The organism is Mesorhizobium sp. L-8-3, from assembly GCF_016756615.1.
Classification (GTDB): domain Bacteria; phylum Pseudomonadota; class Alphaproteobacteria; order Rhizobiales; family Rhizobiaceae.
Genome location: NZ_AP023262.1, coordinates 4,077,115 through 4,100,289 on the forward strand (window position 1 = coordinate 4,077,115; position 23,175 = coordinate 4,100,289).

Below are 23,175 nucleotides of genomic sequence, written 5' to 3' on the forward strand. Positions count from 1 at the left end.
GGACAGCTGCAACGATAATTGAATCGGTCGGTTGTCTCGACCTGCAGCGGTGTGACTCACCCGGCAGGGATTCCCTGCCGGAGCGAGGCGCGCTAGCGGTAGCGACATGATCGACCGGCGCGGGATCCAGCAGCGGTGGGAGGCGGACGGCTCGAAGCGCGACGAGCGCGGCCGGCGCGTGTTCGCCGCCAGCGAGGCGCGCGCTGCGGGCCGGGGTGGGCTGGCGGCGGTCTCGGAGATCACAGGGCTGGCCCGCTCGACGATCGGGCGCGGGCTGAAAGACCTCGACGCGGCGCCGCCGCGCGGTCGGGTGCGCCGGGAAGGCGGCGGCCCGCGGCCGTTGACGGCGCGCGATCCGACGCTGCTTGCCGACCTTGAGCGCCTCGTTGAGCCGGCGACCTTGGGTGATCCGGAGCGGCCTCTGTTGTGGGTGTCGAAGAGCCTGGACAAGCTGGCGCGCGCGCTTGGCGACATGGGCCATGCGATCAGCCCCAACAGCGTGCGCAAGCTGCTTGTCAAGCTCGGCTTCTCGCGCCAGCTTAACCGCAAGACGGATGAAGGCGCGCACCATCCCGACCGCGATGCCCAGTTCGCGCACATCAACGCCAAGGTGGTCGCCGCGCAGGCGGCCGGTGAGCCCGTCATCTCCGTCGATACAAAGAAGAAAGAGCTCGTCGGCGCCTTCAAGAATGGCGGCAGCGACTATCGCCCGAAGGGCGACCCGCAGCGCGTCAAGGTGCACGACTTCGTCGACAAGACGCTTGGCAAGGTCGTCCCCTACGGCGTCTACGACGTGGCCGCCAACGAGGGCTGGGTCAGCGTCGGCATCACCGCCGACACCGCCGAGTTCGCGGTCCACTCGATCCGCACGTGGCTCGAGCGCATGGGCCGCCAGCGCTATCCCTCGGCCGGCGCGCTGACGATCACCGCCGACTGCGGCGGCTCCAACGGGGCGCGCGTGCGGCTGTGGAAGGTGGAACTGCAGAAGCTCGCCGACGAGACCGGGCTTGTCGTCCACGTCCATCACTATCCGCCGGGCACGTCGAAGTGGAACAAGATCGAGCACCGACTGTTCTGCCACATCACCCAGAATTGGCGCGGCCGTCCGTTGACGGATCGCCTCGCCGTGGTCGAGTTGATCGGCGCGACCACGACCAAGACCGGGCTCAAGGTCGAGTGCGCGCTCGACGCCACCACCTATGAGAAGGGCGTGAAGGTCTCGGCTGCCGAGATGGCGACCCTCGATATCACCGGCGACCAGTTCCATCCAGAATGGAATTACACAATCAAACCGCGGCGGTCGGCCATAGCGTAGCGGTTATCGTTGCAGCTGTCCTAAGCCTTGCCCAGATGCTTCGGCCAGAATTCCTGATGTACTTCGGCCGCTTCGTCTTCGAGGTTCGGGCCAACCACAGTGACGATGCGCGCGCCGGTTTGCAACACCGCCCGGCTCGGCACGTTCAACCCGATCCCGGCGATCTCGCCAAGCCGCGCTTCGGAGCACGCAAACACCATACGCCCGATGCCCGACCAGTAAATCGCCCCGGAGCACATCGCGCACGGCTCCGTGCTTGTGTAGAGCGTGCAGTCAGCGAGAAAAGCAGGGTCGTAGTGCTGCGCTGCCAGTTTGATCAGGTTCATCTCGGCGTGGTTCGTCATATCGTGGCCGGTGAAGACGCTGTTTTCGGCGCGCAGGATCACTTCGCCGTCCTTCACCAGCACCGAGCCAAACGGTTCGTCACCGCGTTCCATTGCGGATTTCGAGAGCGCGATCGCCTCGCGTAAGAACGGCTCGTGGCCTTCCATCGGAGTCTCCCCAAAGCTGGAACGGGATGATCTTGTCTTGAATCGGAGGGATTTCCAAGGGGCTGCAAATCAGATTGAAGATCGGCGATCTGCATCGCCGCAACGGTCATCTTCCGGCTCCAATCAATGAGTCCTGAGCCTGGCCGAAGGCCGCAACCACCGTTTCGATAGGCAGGAACAGTGTGCGACTGTCTTCGGGATATTCGATGAACTCCGCGCAGCGTAGATAGAAGCGCTTCGCCGCATCGTCCTTGGCATGGACCAGAACCGCTCTGATACCAATGATCTGCGACGCCAGCGCGATCCGGCGCAGCGCGTCGGAAAGCAGGTCCGCGCCGAGGCCCTTGCCCGCATGGCTGCGGCCCACAGCCAATCGCCCGATCACCGAGACAGGCATCGTATCCGGCGCGTTGTGCCTCACCTTGCCTGGTGCCGCCGCGCGCTCCACGGCCGCGGCCGACATGCAGAAACAGGCGACAACCCGATTGCTTTCGCAAACGACATAGGTGCGCGAGAACCGGCTTTCATTCTTCGAGGCCCGGAGACGCAGCCACTCGTTCAGTGCCGGTTCGCCGCAATCGAAACTCGAAAGATCGTGGCCGTCGGTAAGAGGAACGGGAGGCGAAAGACGAGCTTCGAGGCGTTCCGACGCTATTTCTGCCATGCCGGCACCCGGCGCAGCAGCGACTGTAGTTTCGGTCCCGGTGCCGGGGGATTGTCGAGGGCGTGCATGAAAGCGTCGTAGCGATCAGAGTCCAACATGAACAGTCGCTGGTCGAGCAGCACGTCGATAGCCTGCCGCCGGGCGCTTTCGATCATGAATTCGGTGCGCGTCTTGCCCAGCACCGCCGCCGCATCGTCGATGAGTTGGCGGGTGGCAGCCTCGATCCGAAGGTTGATGCTGCCTTTCGTGTCGGCAGCCGATGTCCGCTCCGCAACCGCAATGGTCGCAGTTCCATGCCTTTGCGAGGTTGATGCGCGAACTTTTGACATGCGCTGCAATATGATCAGACGTATCTACAATGTCAATACGACCGTGGAGCGAGGTCCGCGATCCATCGCCTCGTTGATTGGAATGCCGACGGCCGGCTTCACCTGGGGAATTCACGGCCTAAGCAGATTCCGGAAAAGTGTCCCACGGTTTTCCGACAAGAATCTGCGACAAAACAAAGGCCTAAGCAGACCATTCGTTGGCTTGCCAAGGAATGTCTGCTTAGAAGCGCGCCGAAAAGGGACCACCGGCGCGGCGGTCAGTTCGCCTTCGGCTTGAGGCCCTCGACGAAAAGCTGCTCCAGAAATCGTGCGGCGTCCTCGAAGCGGCCGTCGCCGCCGCGGTCGGGGCCGAGCACGGCGCGCACCTGGGTGTCGAAATCGGCATAATGCTGGGTCGTTGCCCAGATCGAGAAGATGAGATGCCAGGGATCGGTGCGTGCGATCTTGCCGGCCCGCATCCACCCCTTGATCACCTCGGCCTTCTCGTCGACGAGCGTGCGCAACTCGCCTTCCAGCATCGGCCCGATGCGCGGGGCGCCCTGGATGATCTCGTTGGCGAACAGCCGGCTTTCGCGCGGAAAGTCGCGGGCCATCTCCAGCTTGCGGCGGATGTAGCTCCTGAGCTCCGTCATCGGGTCGCCGATATCGTCGAGCTCGCGCAGCGGCGCCAGCCACGTCTCGAGCAGGCGCTCGAGCAGCGTCTCGTGGATGTCTTCCTTGTTGCGGAAATAGTAGAGCAGGTTGGGCTTCGACATGCCGGCCGCGTCGGCGATCTGATCGATCGTCGCGCCACGAAAGCCATGCGCGGAAAACACCTCGAGCGCTGCCTCCAGGATCAGTTCCCGCTTCTCCTGCTGGATACGGGTCCGGCGCCGCTGCGTGGGGGCATCCATCGTCACCTCTCCCTCTGGGCGCCGTGTCTAGCCGGGGTTCTGTGGCCCAATGGACTGGACCAGTTTCTCGCCGACTGTGGAGCGCGCCTTCTATCCGGCATTTCCGGTACTATTCCCTTGACCGCCCATGCAGCGGTGTTAACCTTTGTCCAACCGGTCAAAAATTGCGTAGCAGAAACTGCGCCGAAGACCAAGCGTTGGCCGCACCGAAACGAGAGAACCGAAAGGAAAGCTTGGTCATGTCCAACCGGCTGACAGTCACGCCGAACGATCTCAGTGCATTCTGGATGCCCTTCACGGCAAACAGGCAATTCAAGCAGGCGCCACGCATGCTGGTCGGTGCCAAGGACATGCACTACACGGCCAGCGACGGCCGCCAGATCCTCGACGGCACGGCCGGTCTTTGGTGCGTCAATGCCGGCCATTGCCGGCCCAGGATCACCGAGGCGATCCGCAACCAGGCCGGTGAACTCGATTACGCGCCGGCCTTCCAGATGGGCCATCCGATCGTATTCGAGCTGGCGAATCGCCTTGTCGACGTCGCGCCCGCCGGCATGGACCACGTCTTCTTCACCAATTCCGGCTCCGAATCGGTCGACACCGCGCTCAAGATGGCGATCGCCTATCATCGCGCGAAGGGCGACGGCTCGCGTTTCCGCCTGATCGGCCGCGAGCGCGGTTATCACGGCGTCAATTTCGGCGGCATTTCCGTCGGCGGCATCGTCAGCAACCGCAAGATGTTCGGCACGCTGCTCACCGGCGTCGACCATCTGCCCCACACCCACCTGCCCGAGAAGAACGCCTACACCCGTGGCGAGCCTGAGCACGGCGTCGAACTCGCCAACGATCTGGAGCGTATCATCGCGTTGCACGACGCCTCGACCGTCGCGGCCGTCATCGTCGAGCCGGTGGCCGGTTCGACCGGTGTGCTCATCCCGCCGAAGGGCTATCTCAAGCGGCTGCGGGAGATCTGCGACAAGCACGGCATCCTCTTGATCTTCGACGAAGTCATCACCGGCTTCGGCCGTCTCGGCACGCCGTTCGCGGCCGACTATTTCGGCGTCACCCCCGACATCATCACCACCGCCAAGGGCGTCTCCAACGGCGTCATCCCGATGGGCGCGGTGTTCGTGAAGAAGGAGATCCACGACGCCTTCATGAACGGGCCGGAACATCTGATCGAGTTCTTCCACGGCTACACCTATTCGGGCAATCCGATCGCCTGCGCGGCGGCGCTCGGCACGCTCGACACCTACAAGGAAGAAGGGCTGCTCACACGCGGCGCGGAACTCGCGCCCTATTGGGAAGAGGCGCTGCATTCGCTGAAGGGCGAGCCGCATGTCATCGACATCAGGAACATCGGCCTGATCGGCGCGATCGAGCTGCAGCCGATCGCCGGCCAGCCGACCAAGCGTGCCTTCTCCGCCTTCGTGAAGGCCTTCGAGCGCGGCGCGCTGATCCGCACCACCGGCGACATCATCGCGCTGTCGCCGCCGCTGATCATCACCAAGGGCCAGATCAACGAACTGATCGACCATGTGCGCGAGGTGCTGAGACTGATCGAATAGGGCGTCATGCGTCCCCTCGGGCGTAGAGACGCCTAGGATTTTGAAACGACGCATCGAGCTTGGATCGCGCGATCCTCGGCGGGATGCGACAGGGCTTCGGCTCGAACGGGATGACGGCGTCGGGAACCGCCGGCATCCCGCATGGACATTGAATGAGAGGACTGCACATGACCGCCCCCGGCAAGAATCTGCGAATCAATTCAGACCGTTTGTGGGATTCGCTGATGGAAATGGCGAAGATCGGCCCCGGCGTTGCCGGCGGCAACAATCGCCAGACATTGACCGACGAGGACGGCGAGGGCCGCAGCCTCTTCAGGAAATGGTGCGAGGCGGCGGGCCTCGAGATGGGCGTCGACCAGATGGGCACCATGTTCGCGCGCCGGGAAGGTACCGATCCGGAGGCCTTGCCGGTCTACGTCGGAAGCCATCTCGATACGCAGCCGACCGGCGGCAAATATGACGGCGTGCTGGGTGTGCTGGGTGGACTGGAGGTCGTCCGCTCGCTCAACGATCTCGGCATCCGGACAAAGCACCCGATCGTGGTCACCAACTGGACGAACGAGGAAGGCACCCGCTTCGCGCCGCCTATGCTGGCCTCAGGCGTCTTCGCCGGCATCCACGAACTCGACTGGGCATATGACCGTAAGGACGCCAAGGGCAAGCGCTTTGGCGACGAGCTCGTGCGTATCGGCTGGAAGGGCGACGAGCCGGTTGGCGCCCGCAAGATGAAGGCCTATTTCGAACTGCATATCGAGCAGGGCCCGATCCTCGAGGACGAGGGCATCGACATCGGCGTCGTCACCCATGGCCAGGGACTCAAATGGCTGCAGGTCACGCTGACCGGCAAGGAGAGCCATACCGGCTCGACGCCGATGCCGAAACGGCGCAATGCCGGCCTCGGAATGGCCCGCGTCACCGAACTCGTGCACGAGGTGGCGATGGACTACCAGCCCGATGCAGTCGGCGCGATCGGCCATATGGAGGTCTATCCCAACTCGCGCAACATCATCGCGGGAAAGACGGTCTTCACCATCGACATCCGGGCGCCGGAGAAGGAAGTGCTCGACGCGATGGATGCCCGCATCCGCGAAGGCGTCGACACGATCTGCGAGGCGCTCGACATCGAATACGAGATCGAACAGGTCGGCCATTTCGACCCCGTCACCTTCGACAAGGATTGCGTGAAGGCGGTCCGCGACGCGGCCGTTAGGCTCGGCTATTCGCATCGCGACATCATCGCCGGCGCGGGCCACGACGCCTGCTGGGTCAACCGCGTCGCGCCGACGTCGATGATCATGTGCCCTTGCGTCGACGGCTTGTCGCACAACGAGGCCGAGGAGATTTCCAAGGAATGGGCGGCCGCCGGCGCCGACGTCCTGTTCCATGCCGTGGTGGAGACAGCCGAAATCGTGGAGTGATCCGAAGCCACCGAACCAATCCAACGCGAAGCCAAAATCGCGACGAAACAAGGGAACGAATAAATGACCAAAGTCATCAGGAACGGCACCATCGTCACCGCCGACCGGACGTGGAAGGCCGACGTGCTCATCCAGCACGGCAAGATCGTCGGCATCGGCCACGACCTGCATGCCGACCACGAGTTCGACGCTACCGGCTGCTATGTGATGCCGGGGGGCATCGACCCCCACACCCATCTCGAAATGCCCTTCATGGGCACCTATTCGGCCGACGATTTCGAAAGCGGCACCCGCGCAGCGCTGTCGGGCGGCACGACCATGGTCGTCGACTTCTGCCTGCCGTCGCCCGGCCAGTCGCTGCTCGAGGCGCTGACCATGTGGGACAACAAGACGTCGAAGGCGTCCTGCGACTACTCCTTCCACATGGCGATCACCTGGTGGGGCGAGCAGGTGTTCAACGAGATGGCCGACGTCGTCGACAAGGGCATCACCTCGTTCAAGCATTTCATGGCCTACAAGGGCGCGCTGATGGTCAATGACGACGAGATGTATTCGTCGTTCCAGCGCTGCGCGGCCCTCGGCGCCCTGCCGCTCGTCCACGCCGAGAACGGCGACGTCGTCGCCCAGCTCCAGCAGAAGCTGCTGGCCGAAGGCAATAACGGGCCCGAGGCGCATGCCTATTCGCGTCCGCCGGAGGTGGAGGGCGAGGCGACCAACCGCGCCATCATGATCGCCGACATGGCGGGCGCGCCGCTTTATGTCGTGCATGTCTCCTGCGAGCAGTCGCATGAGGCGATCCGCCGGGCCCGCCAGAAGGGCATGCGCGTCTTTGGCGAGCCGCTGGTCCAGCACCTTACCCTCGACGAGACCGAATATTTCAACAAGGACTGGGACCATGCGGCGCGGCGCGTGATGAGCCCGCCCTTCCGCAACAGGCTGCATCAGGATTCGCTGTGGGCCGGCCTGCAGGCCGGGTCGCTCCAGGTCGTCGCCACCGATCATTGCGCCTTCACCACCGAGCAGAAGCGCTTCGGCGTCGGTGACTTCACCAAGATCCCCAACGGCACGGGCGGGCTGGAGGACCGGCTGCCGGTGCTGTGGACAAGGGGCGTCAATACCGGCCGCCTGACCATGAACGAGTTCGTCGCGGTGACGTCGACCAACATCGCAAAGATCCTCAACATGTATCCGAGGAAGGGAGCGATCGTCGAAGGCGCCGACGCCGATCTCATCGTCTGGGACCCGAAGCGCAAGAAGACGATCTCGGCCGGGAAGCAGCAATCTGTCATCGACTACAATGTCTTCGAGGGCTTCGAGGTGACCGGCCTGCCGCGCTTCGTGTTCTCGCGCGGCGAACTCGCGATCGAGGAGGCCGCTGTGAAGACCAGACCCGGTCATGGCGAATTCGTCGCGCGTGAGCCGCATGGCGCGGTGAACCGGGCGCTGTCGACCTGGAAGGAACTCGTGGCGCCGCGCAAGGTCGAACGGACAGGCATTCCCGCAACGGGGGTTTGAATGCGGGCGGCAGCTTTCGCGGCGATCGCGGCGGCGTGCCTCAACGCAGGGATTGTCGCCGCGTCGGTGGCACAGGGGCTGGACATCGCAAAGATGCCCTATGGCAACGAGAACGGCTGCAAGGTCGGGCGCGGCGAGCAGGTCGACACCGACGACTTCCTGCTGTTGCGGCCCGACGGCATCGACGCCTATGCCAGTTCCTGCGAGTTCGTGCAGTCGCTTCCGGCGAAGGACGGATCGCGCGTGCTGACAGGCCTCTGCGACGAGGAAGGGCACGAGGGTAAGGTTGTGCGCATGCTCAGTGTCGGTCCCAGCGCGGATGATCCGTCGGCATTGACCATCTCCGACGGCAACGGCGGTCTGTGGGGCGAGGTGAAGCCATGCTCCTGAACGATCGGTTCCGAATGGTTCGTCTACCGCGCCAAGGCGTCGAGTTCGGGCAGCAGCACCACGCTTTCCTGCTCACGCGGGTCGGTGCGAGCGATGACGGCCGTGCAGGGCGCGTCGGAAAGGTTCGCAGGCAGATGCGGCACGCCGGCTGGAATATACATCATGTCGCCGGCCTTCATGTCCGCAAACTGCTCCAGCCGCTCGCCATACCAGGTGCGGGCTTCGCCGGAGAGCACGTAGACTGCCGATTCATGGGCTTCGTGCAGATGCGCCTTGGCCCGGGCGCCGGGAGGAATCGTCACGACATGCATGCAAAGGCCGGTGGAGCCGACCGTCTCGGTCGCGATGCCTTCGAAGTAGCTGAGCCCCTGCTTGCCGTCATAGCTGTGGCGCGCGCGAACGACGCTGCAGCTCGGCTTGGCGGTGGAGGACATATCAGTTCATCCCTGATCCCGGTTCCGCAAGGACCGCACAATAACCGGAAGCACCGACATGCCCAATAGCGATACCGCAATGGCGGGCAGGACGAAGCCCCAGTCCGGGACAGCCACCGGCAACGGCCCGGATGTGGTCGCCGCCCGCGGGCTCGGCCTGACGTTCAGGACCAGCGACGGGCCGGTCCAGGCCCTGGCGGACGTCGATCTGACGATCCGCAAGGGCGAATTCGTTTCCTTCATCGGCCCGTCGGGCTGCGGCAAGACCACCTTCCTGCGGGTGATCGCGGATCTGGAGAAGCCGACATCGGGCACGATCTCGGTGAACGGCATGTCGCCCGAACAGGCGCGCGAGAGGCGGGCCTATGGTTATGTGTTCCAGGCGGCCGCGCTTTATCCATGGCGCACCATCGAGCGCAACGTCGCCCTGCCGCTCGAGATCATGGGCATCCCCCGGGTGGAGCAGAAGGCCCGCATCAAGAGCACGCTGGAAATGGTCAATCTGGCCGGCTTCGAGAACAAATATCCCTGGCAGCTTTCCGGCGGCATGCAGCAGCGCGCCTCGATCGCGCGGGCGCTGGCATTCGACGCCGACCTGCTTCTGATGGACGAACCCTTCGGCGCGCTCGACGAGATCGTGCGCGACCATCTGAACGAGCACCTGCTGGCGCTCTGGGCCCGCACGAACAAGACGATCTGCTTCGTGACCCACTCCATCCCCGAAGCGGTCTATCTGTCGACGCGCATCGTGGTGATGTCCCCGCGGCCGGGCCGGGTCACCGACGTCATCGAATCGACGCTGCCGCCCGAACGCCCGCTCGACATCCGCGAGACGCCGGAATTCCTGGCGATCGCAGCCCGCGTGCGCGACGGGCTGAGAGCGGGGCATTCGTACGAGGAATGATGCCCGTGGCCGACCATGTTACCAAGAGGCGAGATGGTGCAACCGTACGCGCCCGACAATTGCGCCAGGACGATACCGAGCCGGAATATCGGCTCTGGGGCGAGTTGCGAAGTCGAAGACTGAACGGATACAAGTTTTCGCGGCAGATCCCGATCGGACGGTATTTCGTCGATTTCGTGTGCCGCGAGAGGCTGTTGGTGATCGAACTCGACGGCGGACAGCATTCCGAGTCGGCTCGCGACGATATCCGGACACGATTCCTGAACGCTCACGGCTATTCCGTTCTGCGATTCTGGAATCACGAGGTCCTTCGCGAACAGAGAGCGGTGCTGGATACAATACTTGCCGCATTGGAGGATCGGCTTGCGCGGTCCCCCTCACCCGACCTCCGCGGAGCCTGTCCTCGGGCTTGCCGGAGGCAAGACCCGTGGGCTCCGGCCACCCTCTCCCCGAGGGGAGAGGAGGCCCAAGCCGGTCGCCCTCGACAGCACACAAAAGCTGCACGCGCCAATCCGGAGACGCAGCAGAACGAAACTCCTTCCTCTCCCCAGCGGGGAGAGGGTGGCCGGAGCCCACGGGTCTTGCCTCCGGCAAGCCCGAGGACAGGCTCCGCGGAGGTCGGGTGAGGGGGATGGTGACGATCTCAGACGTCTCAGCATCTGCCGATGCCCGCACCCCATCGCTGGCGTCGCGCATTCTTGCCGGCCACACCGGCCCCGTGCTCATCGTCGTCGCGGCGCTGGTGGTGCTCTGGTACGGCTTCGCCGTCTATCTCAACGCGCCCTGGCAGCTCGACGTCTACCAGAAAGACGGCACGCAATGGACCATGGCCGGGCTGGTGCGCGACACGCTGCACCAGGATCGGCCGGTGCTGCCGTCGCCGCTGCAGGTGGTCGAGGAGCTTTGGAAGACCACTGTTCAGACCGCGCCGACTTCCAAGCGCAGCCTCGTCTATCACGGCTGGGTGACGCTCTCCTCCACCTTGCTCGGTTTCGCCATGGGCACCCTGCTCGGCATCGTGCTTGCGGTCTTCATCGTGCATAACCGGGCGATGGACCGGTCGGTGATGCCCTGGATCATCGCCAGCCAGACCATTCCGATCCTTGCGATCGCGCCGATGATCATCGTGGTGCTGAACGCCATCGGCCTTTCGGGCCTTGTGCCCAAGGCGCTGATCTCGACCTATCTGTCCTTCTTCCCCGTCGTCGTCGGAATGGTGAAGGGGCTGCGCAGCCCCGAGCCGATCCAACTCGACCTGATGCACACCTATAGTGCCAGCCGCAGCCAGACCTTCTGGAAACTGCGCTGGCCGAGTTCCATGCCATACCTCTTCACCTCGATGAAGGTCGCGGTGGCGATCAGCCTCGTTGGCGCCATTGTCGGCGAACTGCCGACCGGTGCGGTCGCGGGGCTCGGTGCGCGGCTGCTCGCCGGCTCCTACTATGGGCAGACGGTGCAGATCTGGGCCGCGCTTTTCGCCGCCGCGGCGATCGCGGCGGTGTTGGTGTCGATCGTCGGCCTGCTGCACCGGCTGGTCCTCAAGCGCATGGGCATGGCATGAGAACCGAAATCGTCTTCGGCGCGCTGGCTTTCTGGATCGCCGCCTGGGCGGTCAATGAATGGCTGGTCCGGCTCGAGCCGCAAAACCGCCTCGTCGCGCGGGCGACGCGGCTTGCCGTGCCGCTTCTCTTCGGCGTCACCATCCTGGTGCTGTGGGAGGGCATCGTGCGGGGTTTCAACATCCCTTCGGTGCTCCTGCCGCCGCCCTCGATGATCTGGCAACGCATCCTCACCTCGCTTCCGGTGCTGGCCGCCGATTTCCGCCAGACATTCCTCAAGGCGGTGCTGATCGGCTATGTGCTGGGCTGCGGCTCCGGTTTCATCGTGGCGATCCTGATCGACCGCTCGCCCTTCCTGCAGCGCGGCCTGCTGCCGCTCGGCAATTTCGTGTCGGCGCTGCCCGTCATCGGCATCGCGCCGATCCTCGTCATGTGGTTCGGCTTCGACTGGCCGTCCAAGGCGGCCGTCGTCGTGGTGATGACCTTCTTCCCCATGCTGGTCAACACGGTGCAGGGGCTTGCCGCGGCAAGCGCCATGGAGCGCGATCTCATGCGCACCTACGCCGCCGGCTACTGGCAGACCCTGTTCAAACTGCGGCTGCCGGCCGCAGCCCCCTTCATCTTCAACGCCCTGAAGATCAATTCGACGCTCGCCCTTATCGGCGCCATCGTCGCCGAGTTCTTCGGCACCCCGATCGTCGGCATGGGCTTCCGCATCTCGACGGAAGTGGGCAGGATGAATATCGACATGGTGTGGGCGGAAATCGCGGTTGCAGCACTTGCGGGTTCTGTCTTCTATGGCGTGGTCGCCCTGATCGAACGGGCGGCGACGTTCTGGCATCCGTCTGTCCGTGGTGGATAGGCGAACTTCAGAGGGAACGGGAAGAATGAAGAAAATGATCGTCTCACTGCTGGCCGGCGCGATGTCGCTCGCGGCGATCCAGGCGCTTGCGGCCGACAAGGTCACGCTGCAGCTGAAATGGGTCACACAGGCCCAGTTCGCCGGCTACTATGTCGCCCAGGAAAAGGGCTTCTACGAGGAGGAGAATCTCGACGTCGACATCAAGCCGGGCGGCCCCGACATCGCTCCGCCCCAGGTGCTGGCCGGCGGTGGCGCCGATGTCATCATCGACTGGATGCCCTCGGCACTCGCCACTCGCGAAAAGGGCGTGCCGCTCGTCAACATCGCCCAGCCGTTCAAGTCCTCGGGCATGATGCTCACCTGCCGCAAGGACACCGGCATCACCAAGCCCGAGGACTTCAAGGGCAAGACGCTCGGCGTCTGGTTCTTCGGCAACGAATATCCGTTCCTGTCATGGATGAGCACGCTCGGCATCAAGACCGACGGCGGTCCCGACGGCGTGACCGTGCTGAAGCAGGGCTTCAACGTCGACCCGCTGCTGCAGAAGCAGGCCGACTGCATCTCGACCATGACCTATAACGAGTACTGGCAGGTCATCGATGCCGGCATCAAGCCGGAGGACCTCATCACCTTCAAGTATGAGGACCAGGGCGTCGCGACCCTCGAAGACGGCATCTATGTTCTGGAGGACAAGCTCAAGGACCCTGCCTTCGTCGACAAGATGGTGCGCTTCGTCCGCGCCTCGATGAAGGGCTGGAAATATGCGGAGCAGAACCCGGACGAAGCGGCCATGATCGTGCTCGACAACGACGCGACCGGCGCCCAGACGGAAGAGCACCAGAAGCGCATGATGGGTGAGATCGCCAAGCTGACCGCCGGGTCGAACGGCGCGCTCGACGACGCCGACTACAAGCGCACCGTCGCCACCCTGCTGAAGGGCGGCTCGGATCCTGTCATCAGCAAGGAGCCGGAAGGCGCCTTCACGTACGAGGTCACCGACAAGGCGCTGAAGTAGCCGCAACGCGTCGGACGCGATCCGAAACCGAAGCGCAAGGGAAGGGGCGGGCGACCGCCCCTTTCGCGTTGGAGCGGATACAGGAAACATTTCGGATGCTCAGCCGTTCGTTGCATGGTAGCGGCGTCTTGCCGCGCCCGGCCGGAGGTTTCCGGCGCAATCGTGGAGGATCTCATGCATCCCTTCTCTCGCATGCCCGTGGTGGCCGGCATGGCCGTCTCGGCCCTGCTGCTCGTTTCGTCGCCGCTCCTGGCGGAAAGCGTCAAGCTCGCCGCGATGCTCGACGGCGCCCAGGAGTCGCCTCCCGTTGAGACCGACGGCAAGGGCATGGCCGAACTGACGTTCGACACGGAGACGAAGAAGCTCGACTGGACGGTCGATTATTCGGGCCTGAGCGGCCCGGCGGCGGCCGCGCATTTCCATGGACCGGCCGACAAGGGCGCGAATGCCGATGTCGCCGTCCCGCTGCAGGGCGATCTCGCCAGCCCGATCAAGGGCGAGGCGACGCTGACCGATGCGCAGGCGGCCGATCTGCTGGCCGGAAGATACTACCTCAACATCCATACTGCCGCGCACCAGGGCGGCGAAATCCGCGGACAGGTCGAGAAAGCTATGTAGCAGCCAGGGCAGGGCGTTCCGACGCACGGAGCGCTCCAGGCGTCCTGCCGGTCTGCTTGCGGAAGAAGCGGTTGAAATAGGCCGGATCCGAGAAGCCGAGGCTGTAGGCGATGCCCTGCACCGGTGTCGGCGTGAAGATCAGGTCGCGGGTCGCGGCCTCGACAAGGCGTGCATTGACGAGCGCCTGCACGCTACCGCCGGTTCCGGCCCGGCAGATGCGGTTGAGATGAGCGTCCGACAGGCCGAGCTCCGCGGCATAGAAGCTCACCGGGCGACGCTCGCGGAAATGCGCGGCGACGAGATCATAGAGCGCGGCGATCCGGCTGGCGTCGCGTTCGTTGGGATGTTCGCGTGCCAGTGCCGGCCCGTCGGCCCGCATGAGCGCCACGATCAGCCCGGCGACCAGTGCCTCGAGCAGCACCATGCGGCCGGCCCCATGGCCGTCGAGCTCGGCGTGGATTCGCGCGATGGTGTCGACGACGTCGCGGGCTGGTGCCGTATCGGAGGCGAGCCGGATGAGGCGAGCCTTGTCCGCGAAAGCCGTGATCGCGGTGCTGGAGCGCATCGGTGCCGTCAGGCGGTCGCTCAGCGCGGTGAGGACAAAACCCTCGATGTCCCTCGAGAAACGGAAGCCGTGCACCTCCCCGGGTGGGACGAAGATCGCCGTGGAATGCTCGAACGGCCGGTAGCGGCCATTGACCAAGGCTTCGCCCGAGCCGCTCGAAATGTGCAAAACCTGGAAGAAGGTCTCATGGCGGTGAGGACGGATCTCCCAGCCATGCAGCCGGCTCCGCTCCGGAATCGTCTCGCAGTGCAGCCACAGACCGGCGGTTTCGTTGCGGGATTCGCCGTAGAGGCGGAATGTCGGGATGCTGCTTCTCAACGGCCTGGTCCGGTTCGATGATCGGATTGTGCAAGAGAGTGCCGGGAATGTCTATTGGCGGCACGGCGATGCAGGCGCATCCTGAGGCCGGATGAAGCGCCGCTTGGCGCACAAGACTGCTCGCCGGGAGGATAAAATGCGCACTCAGGTCGTCATCATAGGCTCCGGTCCGTCAGGGCTGCTGCTCGGCCAACTGCTTACCAATGACGGCATCGACAACATTATCCTGGAGCGTTCGTCGCAGGAGCATGTTCTGGCGCGCATCCGCGCCGGCGTGCTCGAGGAAGGCACGACTGCCATGCTCGACGAGGCCGGCGCCGGCGAGCGAATGCGTCGCGAGGGCCTGCCGCATGATGGTTTCGACATGGCCTTCGACGGCCGCCGCCACCGGGTCGATCTGTTCGGGCTGACCGGCGGCAAGCGCGTCATGATCTACGGCCAGACCGAGGTAACGCACGACCTGATGGACAAGCGCGCGGCCACCGGCGGCGCCACGGTCTATGAAGCGGCCGATGTCGCCCCGCACGGTTTCGACGGCGAACGGCCCTATGTGACCTACAAGAAGGACGGGGCGACGTTCCGCATCGACTGCGACTTCATCGCCGGCTGCGACGGCTATCACGGGATTTCGCGCAAATCGGTGCCGGAGACGGCAATCAAACTCTACGAGCGTGCCTATCCGTTCGGCTGGCTGGGCATCATCGCCGAGGTGCCGCCGGTCGGCGAAGAGCTGATCTATGCCAACCACCCGCGCGGCTTCGCGCTCTGCTCCATGCGCTCACACACGCGCAGCCGCTACTATGTGCAATGCTCGCTCGACGACAAGGTGGATGATTGGTCCGACACCCGTTTCTGGGACGAGATCAGGTCGCGGCTGCCGGCCGCGACAGCCGAGCAGATGACGACGGGCCCGTCGATCGAGAAGTCGATCGCGCCGCTGCGCTCCTTCGTCGCCGAGCCGCTGCGCTTCGGGCGCCTGTTCCTGGTGGGTGATGCCGGCCATATCGTGCCGCCGACCGGCGCCAAGGGTCTCAACCTTGCGGCCAGCGACGTGCGATACCTCTTCGACGGCCTGCGCGAGTTCTATGCAGATCGTTCGTCCGCCGGCATCGACGCCTATTCGCAGAAGGCGCTGGCGCGCGTCTGGAAGGCGGAGCGCTTTTCCTGGTGGATGACGAGCACGCTGCACAAATTCCCCGAGACCGGCGCCTTCGGCCAGAAGATCCAGGAGGCCGAGCTCGACTACCTCTTCCATTCGCGCGCCGCATCGACGGCGCTCGCGGAGAATTATGTGGGCCTGCCCTACTGAACGCCCGCCGGTCCTGTGGGAGGACAGGCCGCCCGGATCGCCTTGATCAGCATCGCCAGCGGCAGGGGGCGCTCGGCATCGGCGCGCATCGTGAGGCCGACGGCGCCACGCGTCTCCGAGGTGTCGATGGGCAGCACGGCGAGATGTCCGGCCGCGACATCGTTGGCAACCACCCCTTCGGAGATGATCCACACCGCGTCGCTCTCGCGCACGAAGGCGCGGCCGAAGGAATCCGAGACGCTTTCGATCCGCGCGCCTGCCTCGGGCAGGCCGTGGGCTATCAGGAAGCGGTCGACGAACGGTCGGATGACGGAAGCCGCCGTCGGCATCAGCACGGTGAAACGCGAAAGCTCCGCGAGGTCGAACGGGTCGCGTGCCAGCAATGGATGACCGGGCCGCACGACGAACAGCACCTGCTCGGAGTAGAGATGCTCGAAGGTGAGGCCGATCATGCTTTCCGGCGCGGCCAGCCGGCCGACGACGAGGTCGAGCTCGCCGCCGGCCAGTTGCTGGAGCAGTACGGCGTTCTCGCCGGTGACGATCTTCAGCCGCCCGTCCGGCGACTGTTCGAGGAACCTGCGGGCCGCCTTCGGCATGATGCGGGCCGACACCGTCGGCAAGGCGCCGACCCGCAAGGGCGGGGAAAGGCTGGCCGCGCCCCGTCTCAGCGTATCGACGCCCTGGCGCAGGGCCGCCATGCCGAGGCCGGCGTGCCGACGGAACTCCTCGCCGGCCGCGGTCAGTTTTATGCCGCGGCCGTCGGGCTCGACCAGCGCGGAGCCGAGCGCCTCTTCCAGCTCCCGGATCGTGCGGGTGACCGCCGGCTGCGACACGTTGAGCACTGCCGCCGCCTTGCCGACGCTGACGGTGCGCGCCACTTCGAGGAAGGTCGAGATATGACGAATTTTGATTTGCATGACGGAAAATCATACCACAATGATTATGAATATCGCGAAAAACAGTATTTTTCTTAACTGATGCAGCGTGTTTCACTCGGCTGCACGACGAGGAGAAGACGGATGGACGAGGCAGGAAAATCGGAACGCTACCGCGAGGGGATGGAGACCCGCCGGGCGGTTCTGGGTGCGGCCCACGTCGACAGGGCGCAGGCCGCGAAGACCGCGTTCGACGAGCCTTTCCAGGATCTGATCACCGAGGCCGCATGGGGCCATGTCTGGTCTCGGCCCAACTGGACCAAACGCGAGCGCTCGATGGTGACGATCGCGCTTCTGGCGGCACTCGGCCACCATGACGAGGTGGCGATGCATGTGCGGGCGACCGCCAATACCGGCGCGACGCCGGATGATATTCGCGAGGCGCTGCTTCATGTGGCAATCTATGCCGGTGTGCCGGCGGCCAATCATGCGATAAAGGTTGCCAGGCAGGCGCTCGCCGAGGTGGCGGACGAGAGTGCCGGCGGTCGTTGAGATCGACGTAGAGTAGCTGACGGGAGGGAAATCATGTCCAACCAGCGGCCCGAAACGGGTTCCTTCTTCCAGCGCGACCGCGACTGGCATCCGCCGGCCTATACGCCATGGTACAAGACCTCCGTCCTGCGCTCTCCGCAAAAGGCGCTGCTCTCGCTCGACAACACGATCAGCGAGATCACCGGCCCGGTCTTCGGCCACAATATGCTGGGCGAACTGGACGACGATCTGATCCACAATTTCGCCAGGCCGGGCGAAAGCGCCATCGGCGAACGCATCATCGTCTACGGCCGGGTTCTGGACGAGCGCGGCAAGGGCGTGCCGGGCGCGCTGCTCGAATTCTGGCAGGCCAATGCCGGCGGGCGCTACCGCCACAAGAAAGACCAGTATTTCGCGCCGCTCGACCCCAATTTCGGCGGCTGCGGCCGCACCGTCACCGGCGAGGACGGCTCATATACGTTCCGCACCATCAAGCCCGGTCCCTATCCTTGGCCGAACGGCGTCAACGACTGGCGCCCGGCCCATATCCATTTCTCGATCTTCGGCCACGGTTTCGCGCAGCGGCTGATCACGCAGATGTATTTCGAGGGCGACCCGCTGATCTGGAAGTGCCCGATCGTGCGCACCATACCGAGCCGCGAGGCGATCGAGGCGCTGATCGCGCCGCTCGACATGGAAGCCACCATTCCCATGGATGCGCGGGCCTACAAGTTCGATATCGTGCTGCGCGGCCGCCGTTCGACGCTGTTCGAGAACCGCCTGGAGGGGAACTGATGGTGCAATCGCTCAACCGCCTCAAGGAGACGGCATCCCAGACGGCCGGACCCTATGTCCATATCGGGCTCACCCCGAATTTCTGCGGCATTGGCGGCGTCTACGACGCCGATCTCGGCGCCAGCCTCGTCAACGACAAGACCAAGGGCGAGCGGATCACCATCCGGTCGCGTGTCATCGACGGCTCCGGCACGCCGCTGAAGGATTCGCTGATCGAGATCTGGCAGGCCGATGCCGACGGGCTCTACAACAGCCCATCCGAGATGCGCGGCACGGCGGATCCGAACTTCACCGGTTGGGGGCGTTGCGCCTCCGACATGGATACCGGCGAGTTCGTGTTCAAGACGATCAAGCCCGGCCGGGTGCCCTTCCGCGACGGCCGGCCTATGGCCCCGCATGTCACCTTCTGGATCGTGGCGCGCGGCATCAATCTCGGCCTCCATACCCGCATGTATTTCGGCGACGAGGAGAAGGCCAATGCCGAGGATCCGGTGCTGCAGCGCATCGAGCACAAGGTGCGCGTGCCGACCCTGATCGCGCCGCTGAAGGACGACGCCTATGTCTTCGACATCCATCTCCAGGGCGACAAGGAAACGGTCTTTTTCGATATCTGACGGATTCTGATGGCGATTACTCCGTTCGAGCATCCCTTCCTGTCCGGCCTTCTCGGTGACGATGAGGTCGCCAGGCAGTTTTCTATCGAGGCGGAGATCGCGGCGCTGGTGCGTTTCGAGACGGCGCTGGCGGAGGGCGAGGCAGCCGAGGGTGTCATTCCGGTTGCCGCGGGCAGGGCGATCGCCGATGCGCTGGTCGCCTTCGAGCCTGATCTCCCCAGGCTGGCGGAAGAGACAGCGCGCGACGGCGTCGTCGTACCCGAACTGGTTCGACAATTGCGACAGGCGGTCGGGCAGCCCCACGGGGCACATGTGCATTTCGGCGCCACCAGCCAGGATGCGATCGATACCGGTCTCGTGCTGCGGCTGCTGCCCGCTCTCGACATTCTTGCCGACAGGATCGACGGGCTGATCGAGGCCTTGGCCGGGCTGGATGACAGGCAGGGCAAGGTGCCTGTCATGGCTCATACCCGCATGCAGGCCGCGATCCCGGTGGCCGCATCGCGCATGATCGAGAGCTGGCGCGATCCGCTGGTCCGCCATCGCAGCCGGCTCGTCGCGATACGCGACCAGGTCGGCGTACTGCATTTTGGTGGCGCCGCCGGAACGCTGGAAAAACTCGGAGACAAGGGAGCGGAGGTGGCCGAGGAGGTGGCCGTGTGGCTCGGCCTTCGTGCCCTGTCGAGGGCGCGTCATTCCGAGCGCGACGGATTTGCCGAACTCGCTTCCTTCCTGTCGCTTCTCTCCGGCAGCCTCGGCAAGATGGGGCAGGACATTGCGCTGATGGCGCAAAGCGAGGTCGGCCAGATCAGGCTCGCCTCGGGCGGCGGCTCGTCGGCGATGCCGCACAAGGTCAATCCCGTCGGCGCCGAGGTGCTGGTCGCGCTGGCGCGGTTCAACGCCACACTGGTCTCGGGCATGCACCAGTCGCTGGTCCATGAGAACGAGCGGTCGGGTGCGGCCTGGACGCTGGAATGGATGCTTCTGCCGCAGATGGTGGTGGCAACAGGCGCGGCGCTCCGCACGGCTGCCGCGCTCCTTCCGTCGATCGAGTTCGTCGCCGACAAAGGCAAGCGCTGAGCGGAGCGGCTAAGGCCGGGGTCGCAACCTTTGGGAGAAGGTGGCGGCAGCCGGATGAGACTACCGGCCGGCGTCGGCCGCCATCCTGGATGAAAGTGCCGCGTGTCTTCGCACCCCTCTCTGTCCACCTGATATCTCCCCCACAAGGGGGGAGACTGGCTGTCATCGATGACGGCACTCGCCCTGCAACGTCGACGATTGGCGAAATCCAAGCGGCCGGCCAGTCTCCCCCCTTGTGGGGGAGATATCAGGTGGACAGAGAGGGGTATCTGGCTAAGCCAAATCCGACTGCAATCAAAAGGATTTCGGCCCTATTTTCATGGCAGGGGCTCAGCCCGGCGTGGCCGTTATCTTATCTGACTGAAACAAACGGATCTCAACGCTACTTTCATGGGAGGGGCCAGCCGCAATCCTCCAACATCCGGCACCCTCAGCCGTTATACCCCCGGAACCACTCGACGAAATCGGTGATGCCTTCGTCCAGCCTCGTGACAGGCCGGAAGCCGAGATCGCGTTCGGCGAGCGCGATGTCGGCATAGGTGCGCAGCACGTCGCCGGCCGGTTTCGGCTTCATCTCCATCCTGGCCTTGCGGCCCGCGGCGCGCTCGATCGCGGCGATGAATTCCATCAGCTTCACCGGGTTGTTGTTGCCGAGATTGTAGACCAGCGCGGTGCCGGCGGGGTTCGCCGCGATCCGGTCGGCGGCCGCGACGACGCCGGCGGCGATGTCGGAGACATGGGTGAAGTCGCGTTCCATCTCGCCATTGTTGAAGACCGAGATCGTCTCGCCCTTGAGGATCGCCTCGGTGAACAGCCAGGGCGCCATGTCGGGCCGTCCGTAACGCCCATAGACCGTGAAGAAGCGCAGGCCCGTGGCGGCAATCCCTCGCGTTTCCCGGTAGGCATGGGCGAGCAACTCGCCGGCGCGCTTGGTCGCGGCATAGACCGATACAGGATGGTCGGTGCGGTCGCTCTCCGAGAACGGCACCTTCTCATTCGCGCCGTAGACCGAGGACGAGCTGGCATAGACGACGGGCAGACCGCCGAGCTTGGCCGCCAGCTCGAAGATCGCCACCTGGCCGGTCACGTTGGAGTGGACATAAGCGTAAGGGTTCTCGACGGAATACCGGACGCCAGCCTGCGCCGCGAGGTGGATGATCGCGTCGAAGTTGCCCTCGGCGTGGGCTGCCAGGGCGGCGGGATCGGCGATGTCGGCCCGCGCGAAACGGAAGCCCGAAAATGGTTCGAGCGCGGCCAGCCGCGCCTGCTTCAGGCCGATTGCATAATAGTCGTTGACATTGTCGAGGCCGACCACGCTGTCGCCGCGTTCGAGAAGCCGGCGGGCGGTGTGGTAACCGATGAAGCCGGCGGCGCCGGTGAGCAGGACTTTCATTGGCATCTCGTATCGCGGCTTTTGACTGGCTCTAGCGGGCCTTGCCGAAGAAGGTCAGGATGCGTTCGTGGCCCTTGGAATAGTTCACTCCCTCCACGCGGCCAAGCTCCTCGATGCTCGATATGCCTTCCGTGAGCGCGCCGTCGAAAGCTTCGAGCTGGTCGTCGGCGATGAGCGCAACGGCGCAGGCGTCCTTGCCGAGCTCGGCCGCTGCGGTGGCGCCGTCGGTGAGCATCGTGCGGGTGCCTGCCAGGAAGACGAGGCTCGGCTCGTGATAGCCGGCCGAGATCAGGCGCGAGTCTGGACAGGGCTTCACCGCCTTGAATTGCGTGGCGATCTCGGGGCTCAGCCAGATCGGCTTCAGCGCCGGCGCGACGAGGCCGGCGAGCAGGCCCATGGAGACGGCTGCACCGGCAGCCGCCAGAACCGTGCGCTGCAGCGGCGGAAGAGCCGGTCGGATGCCGGAGGCGAGCCAGCCGGTGACGAGGATGAGAAGTGCGGCAAGGATTCCCCACCAGGAGATCGTGCCAACCACGTAAGGCACGGCCGCGACGGCCACCGCCGCCAGCAGCACGGTGACGAGCACCGCGCCGAAGACCGTGGCGCGGTAGAGCCAGAGCTGCCACCGGCGCAGGGTAGCCGGCGTCGCGCTGCCGTCGGTCAGCGCCCAGGCCATCAGCAGGAGCAGCGCCGGGTAGGCAGGCAGCATATAGTGCGGCAGCTTGGTGGGCATGACCTCGACCACGATCCAATAGGGCAGGTACCAGGCGAGGCAGAAGAGCAGGCGCGGATCGGTGCGGAAGCGGTTGAGCGCATTGAGGCCGCCATTGACCGCCGGAACGGCGAAGGGCCAGAAGGTGAGCGAGAACAGCAGGAAATAATAGCCGGGCGGGGCGCCGTGCGATTCCTGGCCCGAGCCGATCTTGCCCAGGAAGTCGCGGCCGATTGCCTCCTGCCAGAAGGCGGCGCCGCTCTTCCAGGTGATGAGGCCGAGCCAGGGAGCGGCGACCAGCAGGGCGATCAGCACGCCCGGGCCCGCCCTCAGCGTTTTCAACCAGGCACGGTCCTTGTCTAGGATGACGACCGCCGCGACCGTCAGCGCGCTGATCGCCGGAGCGATCGGCCCCTTGATCAGGATGCCGGCGCCTTGCGCGATCCAGAACACCCAGGCGGCCACGCCCGATGTGCGGCCCTCCTTATGGCAGAGATAGAGATGGGCGAGCGCGCCTTGGGCGAAAAGCACCGCCGCCAGAAGGGTCGCGTCGGTCTTGGCGATGCGCGCCTCGAAGGCGAGCATCAGCAGGCCGGCGAGCCCGAAGCCCGCGATCAGTCCGGCCGAATTGCCGAACATGCGCGCGCCGAGCCAGGCCAGCGCCAGGACGGAAAGCGTCGCGCCGGCGACCGACACGATGCGGTAGACCCAGACCGGCGCATCCGCGCCCCGGCCGCTGGCGAGCACGGCGGCCGATTGCAGCCAGTAGATACCGGCCGGTTTCTTGTAGCGCGGCTCGTCCTGCAGGCGGATGTCGACGAAGTCGCCGCTTTCGACCATCTGTTTCGACGACTGGATGAAGCGCGATTCGTCGCGGTCGGTCGGCGGCAGCGCCGCGATACCGGGCACGAAGGCGAACAGGCAGAATACCGCGAGCAGCAGGTAAAGCAGGGCCGAAAGCCGGCCCTTGCCGGAGGCTGCCCCGTGGTCGATCGCGCCCGCCGCCAA

Annotated in this window: 25 protein-coding genes; 16 read left to right on the top strand and 9 right to left on the bottom strand. The window is 64.9% G+C overall.

All coding sequences use genetic code 11. The annotated features are described in order from the left end of the window. The first annotated feature begins 106 nt into the window (after positions 1-106). Positions 107-1,315, top strand: a complete 1,209-nt coding sequence (locus tag JN302_RS18855; protein WP_202329080.1) for an ISAzo13 family transposase — start codon at positions 107-109, stop codon at positions 1,313-1,315. 20 nt (positions 1,316-1,335) lie between these two features. On the opposite strand, the gene JN302_RS18860 is transcribed toward JN302_RS18855, so the two are convergent. The 4 genes from JN302_RS18860 to JN302_RS18875 form a co-directional block, all read right to left on the bottom strand. Then, positions 1,336-1,806 (bottom strand): nucleoside deaminase, encoded by a 471-nt coding sequence (locus tag JN302_RS18860; protein WP_202314130.1) that lies wholly within the window; start codon positions 1,804-1,806, stop codon positions 1,336-1,338. A 106-nt stretch (positions 1,807-1,912) separates the two neighbouring features. Beyond that, positions 1,913-2,470 (bottom strand): GNAT family N-acetyltransferase, encoded by a 558-nt coding sequence (locus tag JN302_RS18865; protein ID WP_202334052.1) that lies wholly within the window; start codon positions 2,468-2,470, stop codon positions 1,913-1,915. Next, positions 2,458-2,799: a type II toxin-antitoxin system TacA family antitoxin gene (locus tag JN302_RS18870; RefSeq protein WP_202334053.1), complete on the bottom strand. Its 342-nt coding sequence runs from the start codon at positions 2,797-2,799 to the stop codon at positions 2,458-2,460. Before JN302_RS18870 ends, JN302_RS18865 begins: the two co-directional genes overlap by 13 nt. A gap of 257 nt (positions 2,800-3,056) precedes the next feature. Then, complete coding sequence (locus JN302_RS18875) at positions 3,057-3,692, bottom strand: TetR family transcriptional regulator C-terminal domain-containing protein (RefSeq protein WP_202334054.1); 636 nt, start codon at positions 3,690-3,692, stop codon at positions 3,057-3,059. A 239-nt stretch (positions 3,693-3,931) separates the two neighbouring features. Between JN302_RS18875 and JN302_RS18880 the strand changes: the two genes are divergently transcribed. From JN302_RS18880 to JN302_RS18895, 4 genes are all read left to right on the top strand, one after another. Beyond that, positions 3,932-5,260 (top strand): aspartate aminotransferase family protein, encoded by a 1,329-nt coding sequence (locus JN302_RS18880; protein WP_202314138.1) that lies wholly within the window; start codon positions 3,932-3,934, stop codon positions 5,258-5,260. 167 nt (positions 5,261-5,427) lie between these two features. Further along, complete coding sequence (locus JN302_RS18885; protein WP_202334342.1) at positions 5,428-6,678, top strand: Zn-dependent hydrolase; 1,251 nt, start codon at positions 5,428-5,430, stop codon at positions 6,676-6,678. A gap of 63 nt (positions 6,679-6,741) precedes the next feature. After that, entirely contained in the window at positions 6,742-8,193 is a 1,452-nt protein-coding gene (hydA, locus tag JN302_RS18890) for a dihydropyrimidinase (RefSeq protein WP_202314142.1), read from the top strand. Then, positions 8,194-8,583 (top strand): hypothetical protein, encoded by a 390-nt coding sequence (locus tag JN302_RS18895; protein ID WP_202314144.1) that lies wholly within the window; start codon positions 8,194-8,196, stop codon positions 8,581-8,583. Positions 8,584-8,606: 23 nt separating this feature from the next. Here the strand turns inward: JN302_RS18895 and JN302_RS18900 are convergent, their stop codons facing one another. Continuing rightward, a complete protein-coding gene (locus JN302_RS18900; RefSeq protein WP_202314146.1) occupies positions 8,607-9,017 on the bottom strand; it encodes a cupin domain-containing protein in 411 nt (136 codons plus the stop codon). A gap of 79 nt (positions 9,018-9,096) precedes the next feature. Between JN302_RS18900 and JN302_RS18905 the strand changes: the two genes are divergently transcribed. From JN302_RS18905 to JN302_RS18930, 6 genes are all read left to right on the top strand, one after another. After that, entirely contained in the window at positions 9,097-9,921 is an 825-nt protein-coding gene (locus tag JN302_RS18905) for an ABC transporter ATP-binding protein (protein ID WP_202314859.1), read from the top strand. Next, a complete protein-coding gene (locus tag JN302_RS18910) occupies positions 9,921-10,547 on the top strand; it encodes an endonuclease domain-containing protein (protein ID WP_244743399.1) in 627 nt (208 codons plus the stop codon). Before JN302_RS18905 ends, JN302_RS18910 begins: the two co-directional genes overlap by 1 nt. Before the next feature lie 5 nt (positions 10,548-10,552). Next, positions 10,553-11,482, top strand: coding sequence for an ABC transporter permease (locus JN302_RS18915; protein ID WP_202314150.1), 930 nt, complete (start codon positions 10,553-10,555; stop codon positions 11,480-11,482). After that, positions 11,479-12,342 (top strand): ABC transporter permease, encoded by an 864-nt coding sequence (locus JN302_RS18920; protein ID WP_202334055.1) that lies wholly within the window; start codon positions 11,479-11,481, stop codon positions 12,340-12,342. The genes JN302_RS18915 and JN302_RS18920 overlap by 4 nt, the downstream gene beginning before the upstream one ends. Before the next feature lie 25 nt (positions 12,343-12,367). Further along, positions 12,368-13,357: an ABC transporter substrate-binding protein gene (locus JN302_RS18925; RefSeq protein ID WP_202334056.1), complete on the top strand. Its 990-nt coding sequence runs from the start codon at positions 12,368-12,370 to the stop codon at positions 13,355-13,357. 174 nt (positions 13,358-13,531) lie between these two features. Continuing rightward, positions 13,532-13,975: a CHRD domain-containing protein gene (locus JN302_RS18930; protein ID WP_202314157.1), complete on the top strand. Its 444-nt coding sequence runs from the start codon at positions 13,532-13,534 to the stop codon at positions 13,973-13,975. On the opposite strand, the gene JN302_RS18935 is transcribed toward JN302_RS18930, so the two are convergent. Beyond that, the gene (locus JN302_RS18935; protein WP_202334057.1) at positions 13,968-14,858 is read right to left on the bottom strand and encodes a helix-turn-helix domain-containing protein; all 891 of its coding nucleotides are present in this window, start codon (positions 14,856-14,858) and stop codon (positions 13,968-13,970) included. The two genes, JN302_RS18930 and JN302_RS18935, sit on opposite strands and share 8 nt — an antisense overlap. 136 nt (positions 14,859-14,994) lie before the next feature. Here JN302_RS18935 and pobA point away from each other — a divergent pair, with 136 nt between their 5' ends. Next, on the top strand, positions 14,995-16,167 hold the full coding sequence (gene pobA, locus JN302_RS18940; RefSeq protein ID WP_202334058.1) for a 4-hydroxybenzoate 3-monooxygenase: 1,173 nt from the start codon (positions 14,995-14,997) through the stop codon (positions 16,165-16,167). Here the strand turns inward: pobA and pcaQ are convergent. Next, positions 16,161-17,084 carry a pca operon transcription factor PcaQ gene (gene pcaQ / locus JN302_RS18945; RefSeq protein ID WP_202334059.1) on the bottom strand — a complete coding sequence of 308 codons (924 nt, stop codon included), beginning with the start codon at positions 17,082-17,084 and terminating at the stop codon, positions 16,161-16,163. The genes pobA and pcaQ overlap by 7 nt on opposite strands. A 102-nt stretch (positions 17,085-17,186) precedes the next feature. On the opposite strand from pcaQ, the gene pcaC reads away from it, so the two are divergent. Genes pcaC through JN302_RS18965 form a run of 4 tightly spaced genes read left to right on the top strand, consistent with a single transcriptional unit; the run spans position 17,187 to position 20,062 of the window. Next, complete coding sequence (gene pcaC, locus JN302_RS18950; RefSeq protein ID WP_202314165.1) at positions 17,187-17,594, top strand: 4-carboxymuconolactone decarboxylase; 408 nt, start codon at positions 17,187-17,189, stop codon at positions 17,592-17,594. A 33-nt stretch (positions 17,595-17,627) separates the two neighbouring features. After that, a complete protein-coding gene (pcaH, locus tag JN302_RS18955; RefSeq protein WP_202334060.1) occupies positions 17,628-18,368 on the top strand; it encodes a protocatechuate 3,4-dioxygenase subunit beta in 741 nt (246 codons plus the stop codon). Beyond that, on the top strand, positions 18,368-18,982 hold the full coding sequence (gene pcaG / locus JN302_RS18960) for a protocatechuate 3,4-dioxygenase subunit alpha (protein WP_202314168.1): 615 nt from the start codon (positions 18,368-18,370) through the stop codon (positions 18,980-18,982). Before pcaH ends, pcaG begins: the two co-directional genes overlap by 1 nt. Before the next feature lie 9 nt (positions 18,983-18,991). Next, a complete protein-coding gene (locus JN302_RS18965; RefSeq protein WP_202334061.1) occupies positions 18,992-20,062 on the top strand; it encodes a 3-carboxy-cis,cis-muconate cycloisomerase in 1,071 nt (356 codons plus the stop codon). Between the two features lie 430 nt (positions 20,063-20,492). Here JN302_RS18965 and JN302_RS18970 read toward each other — a convergent pair whose 3' ends face one another. Further along, positions 20,493-21,455: an NAD-dependent epimerase/dehydratase family protein gene (locus JN302_RS18970; protein WP_202334062.1), complete on the bottom strand. Its 963-nt coding sequence runs from the start codon at positions 21,453-21,455 to the stop codon at positions 20,493-20,495. 31 nt (positions 21,456-21,486) lie between these two features. Continuing rightward, a complete protein-coding gene (locus JN302_RS18975) occupies positions 21,487-23,175 on the bottom strand; it encodes an ArnT family glycosyltransferase (protein WP_244846509.1) in 1,689 nt (562 codons plus the stop codon).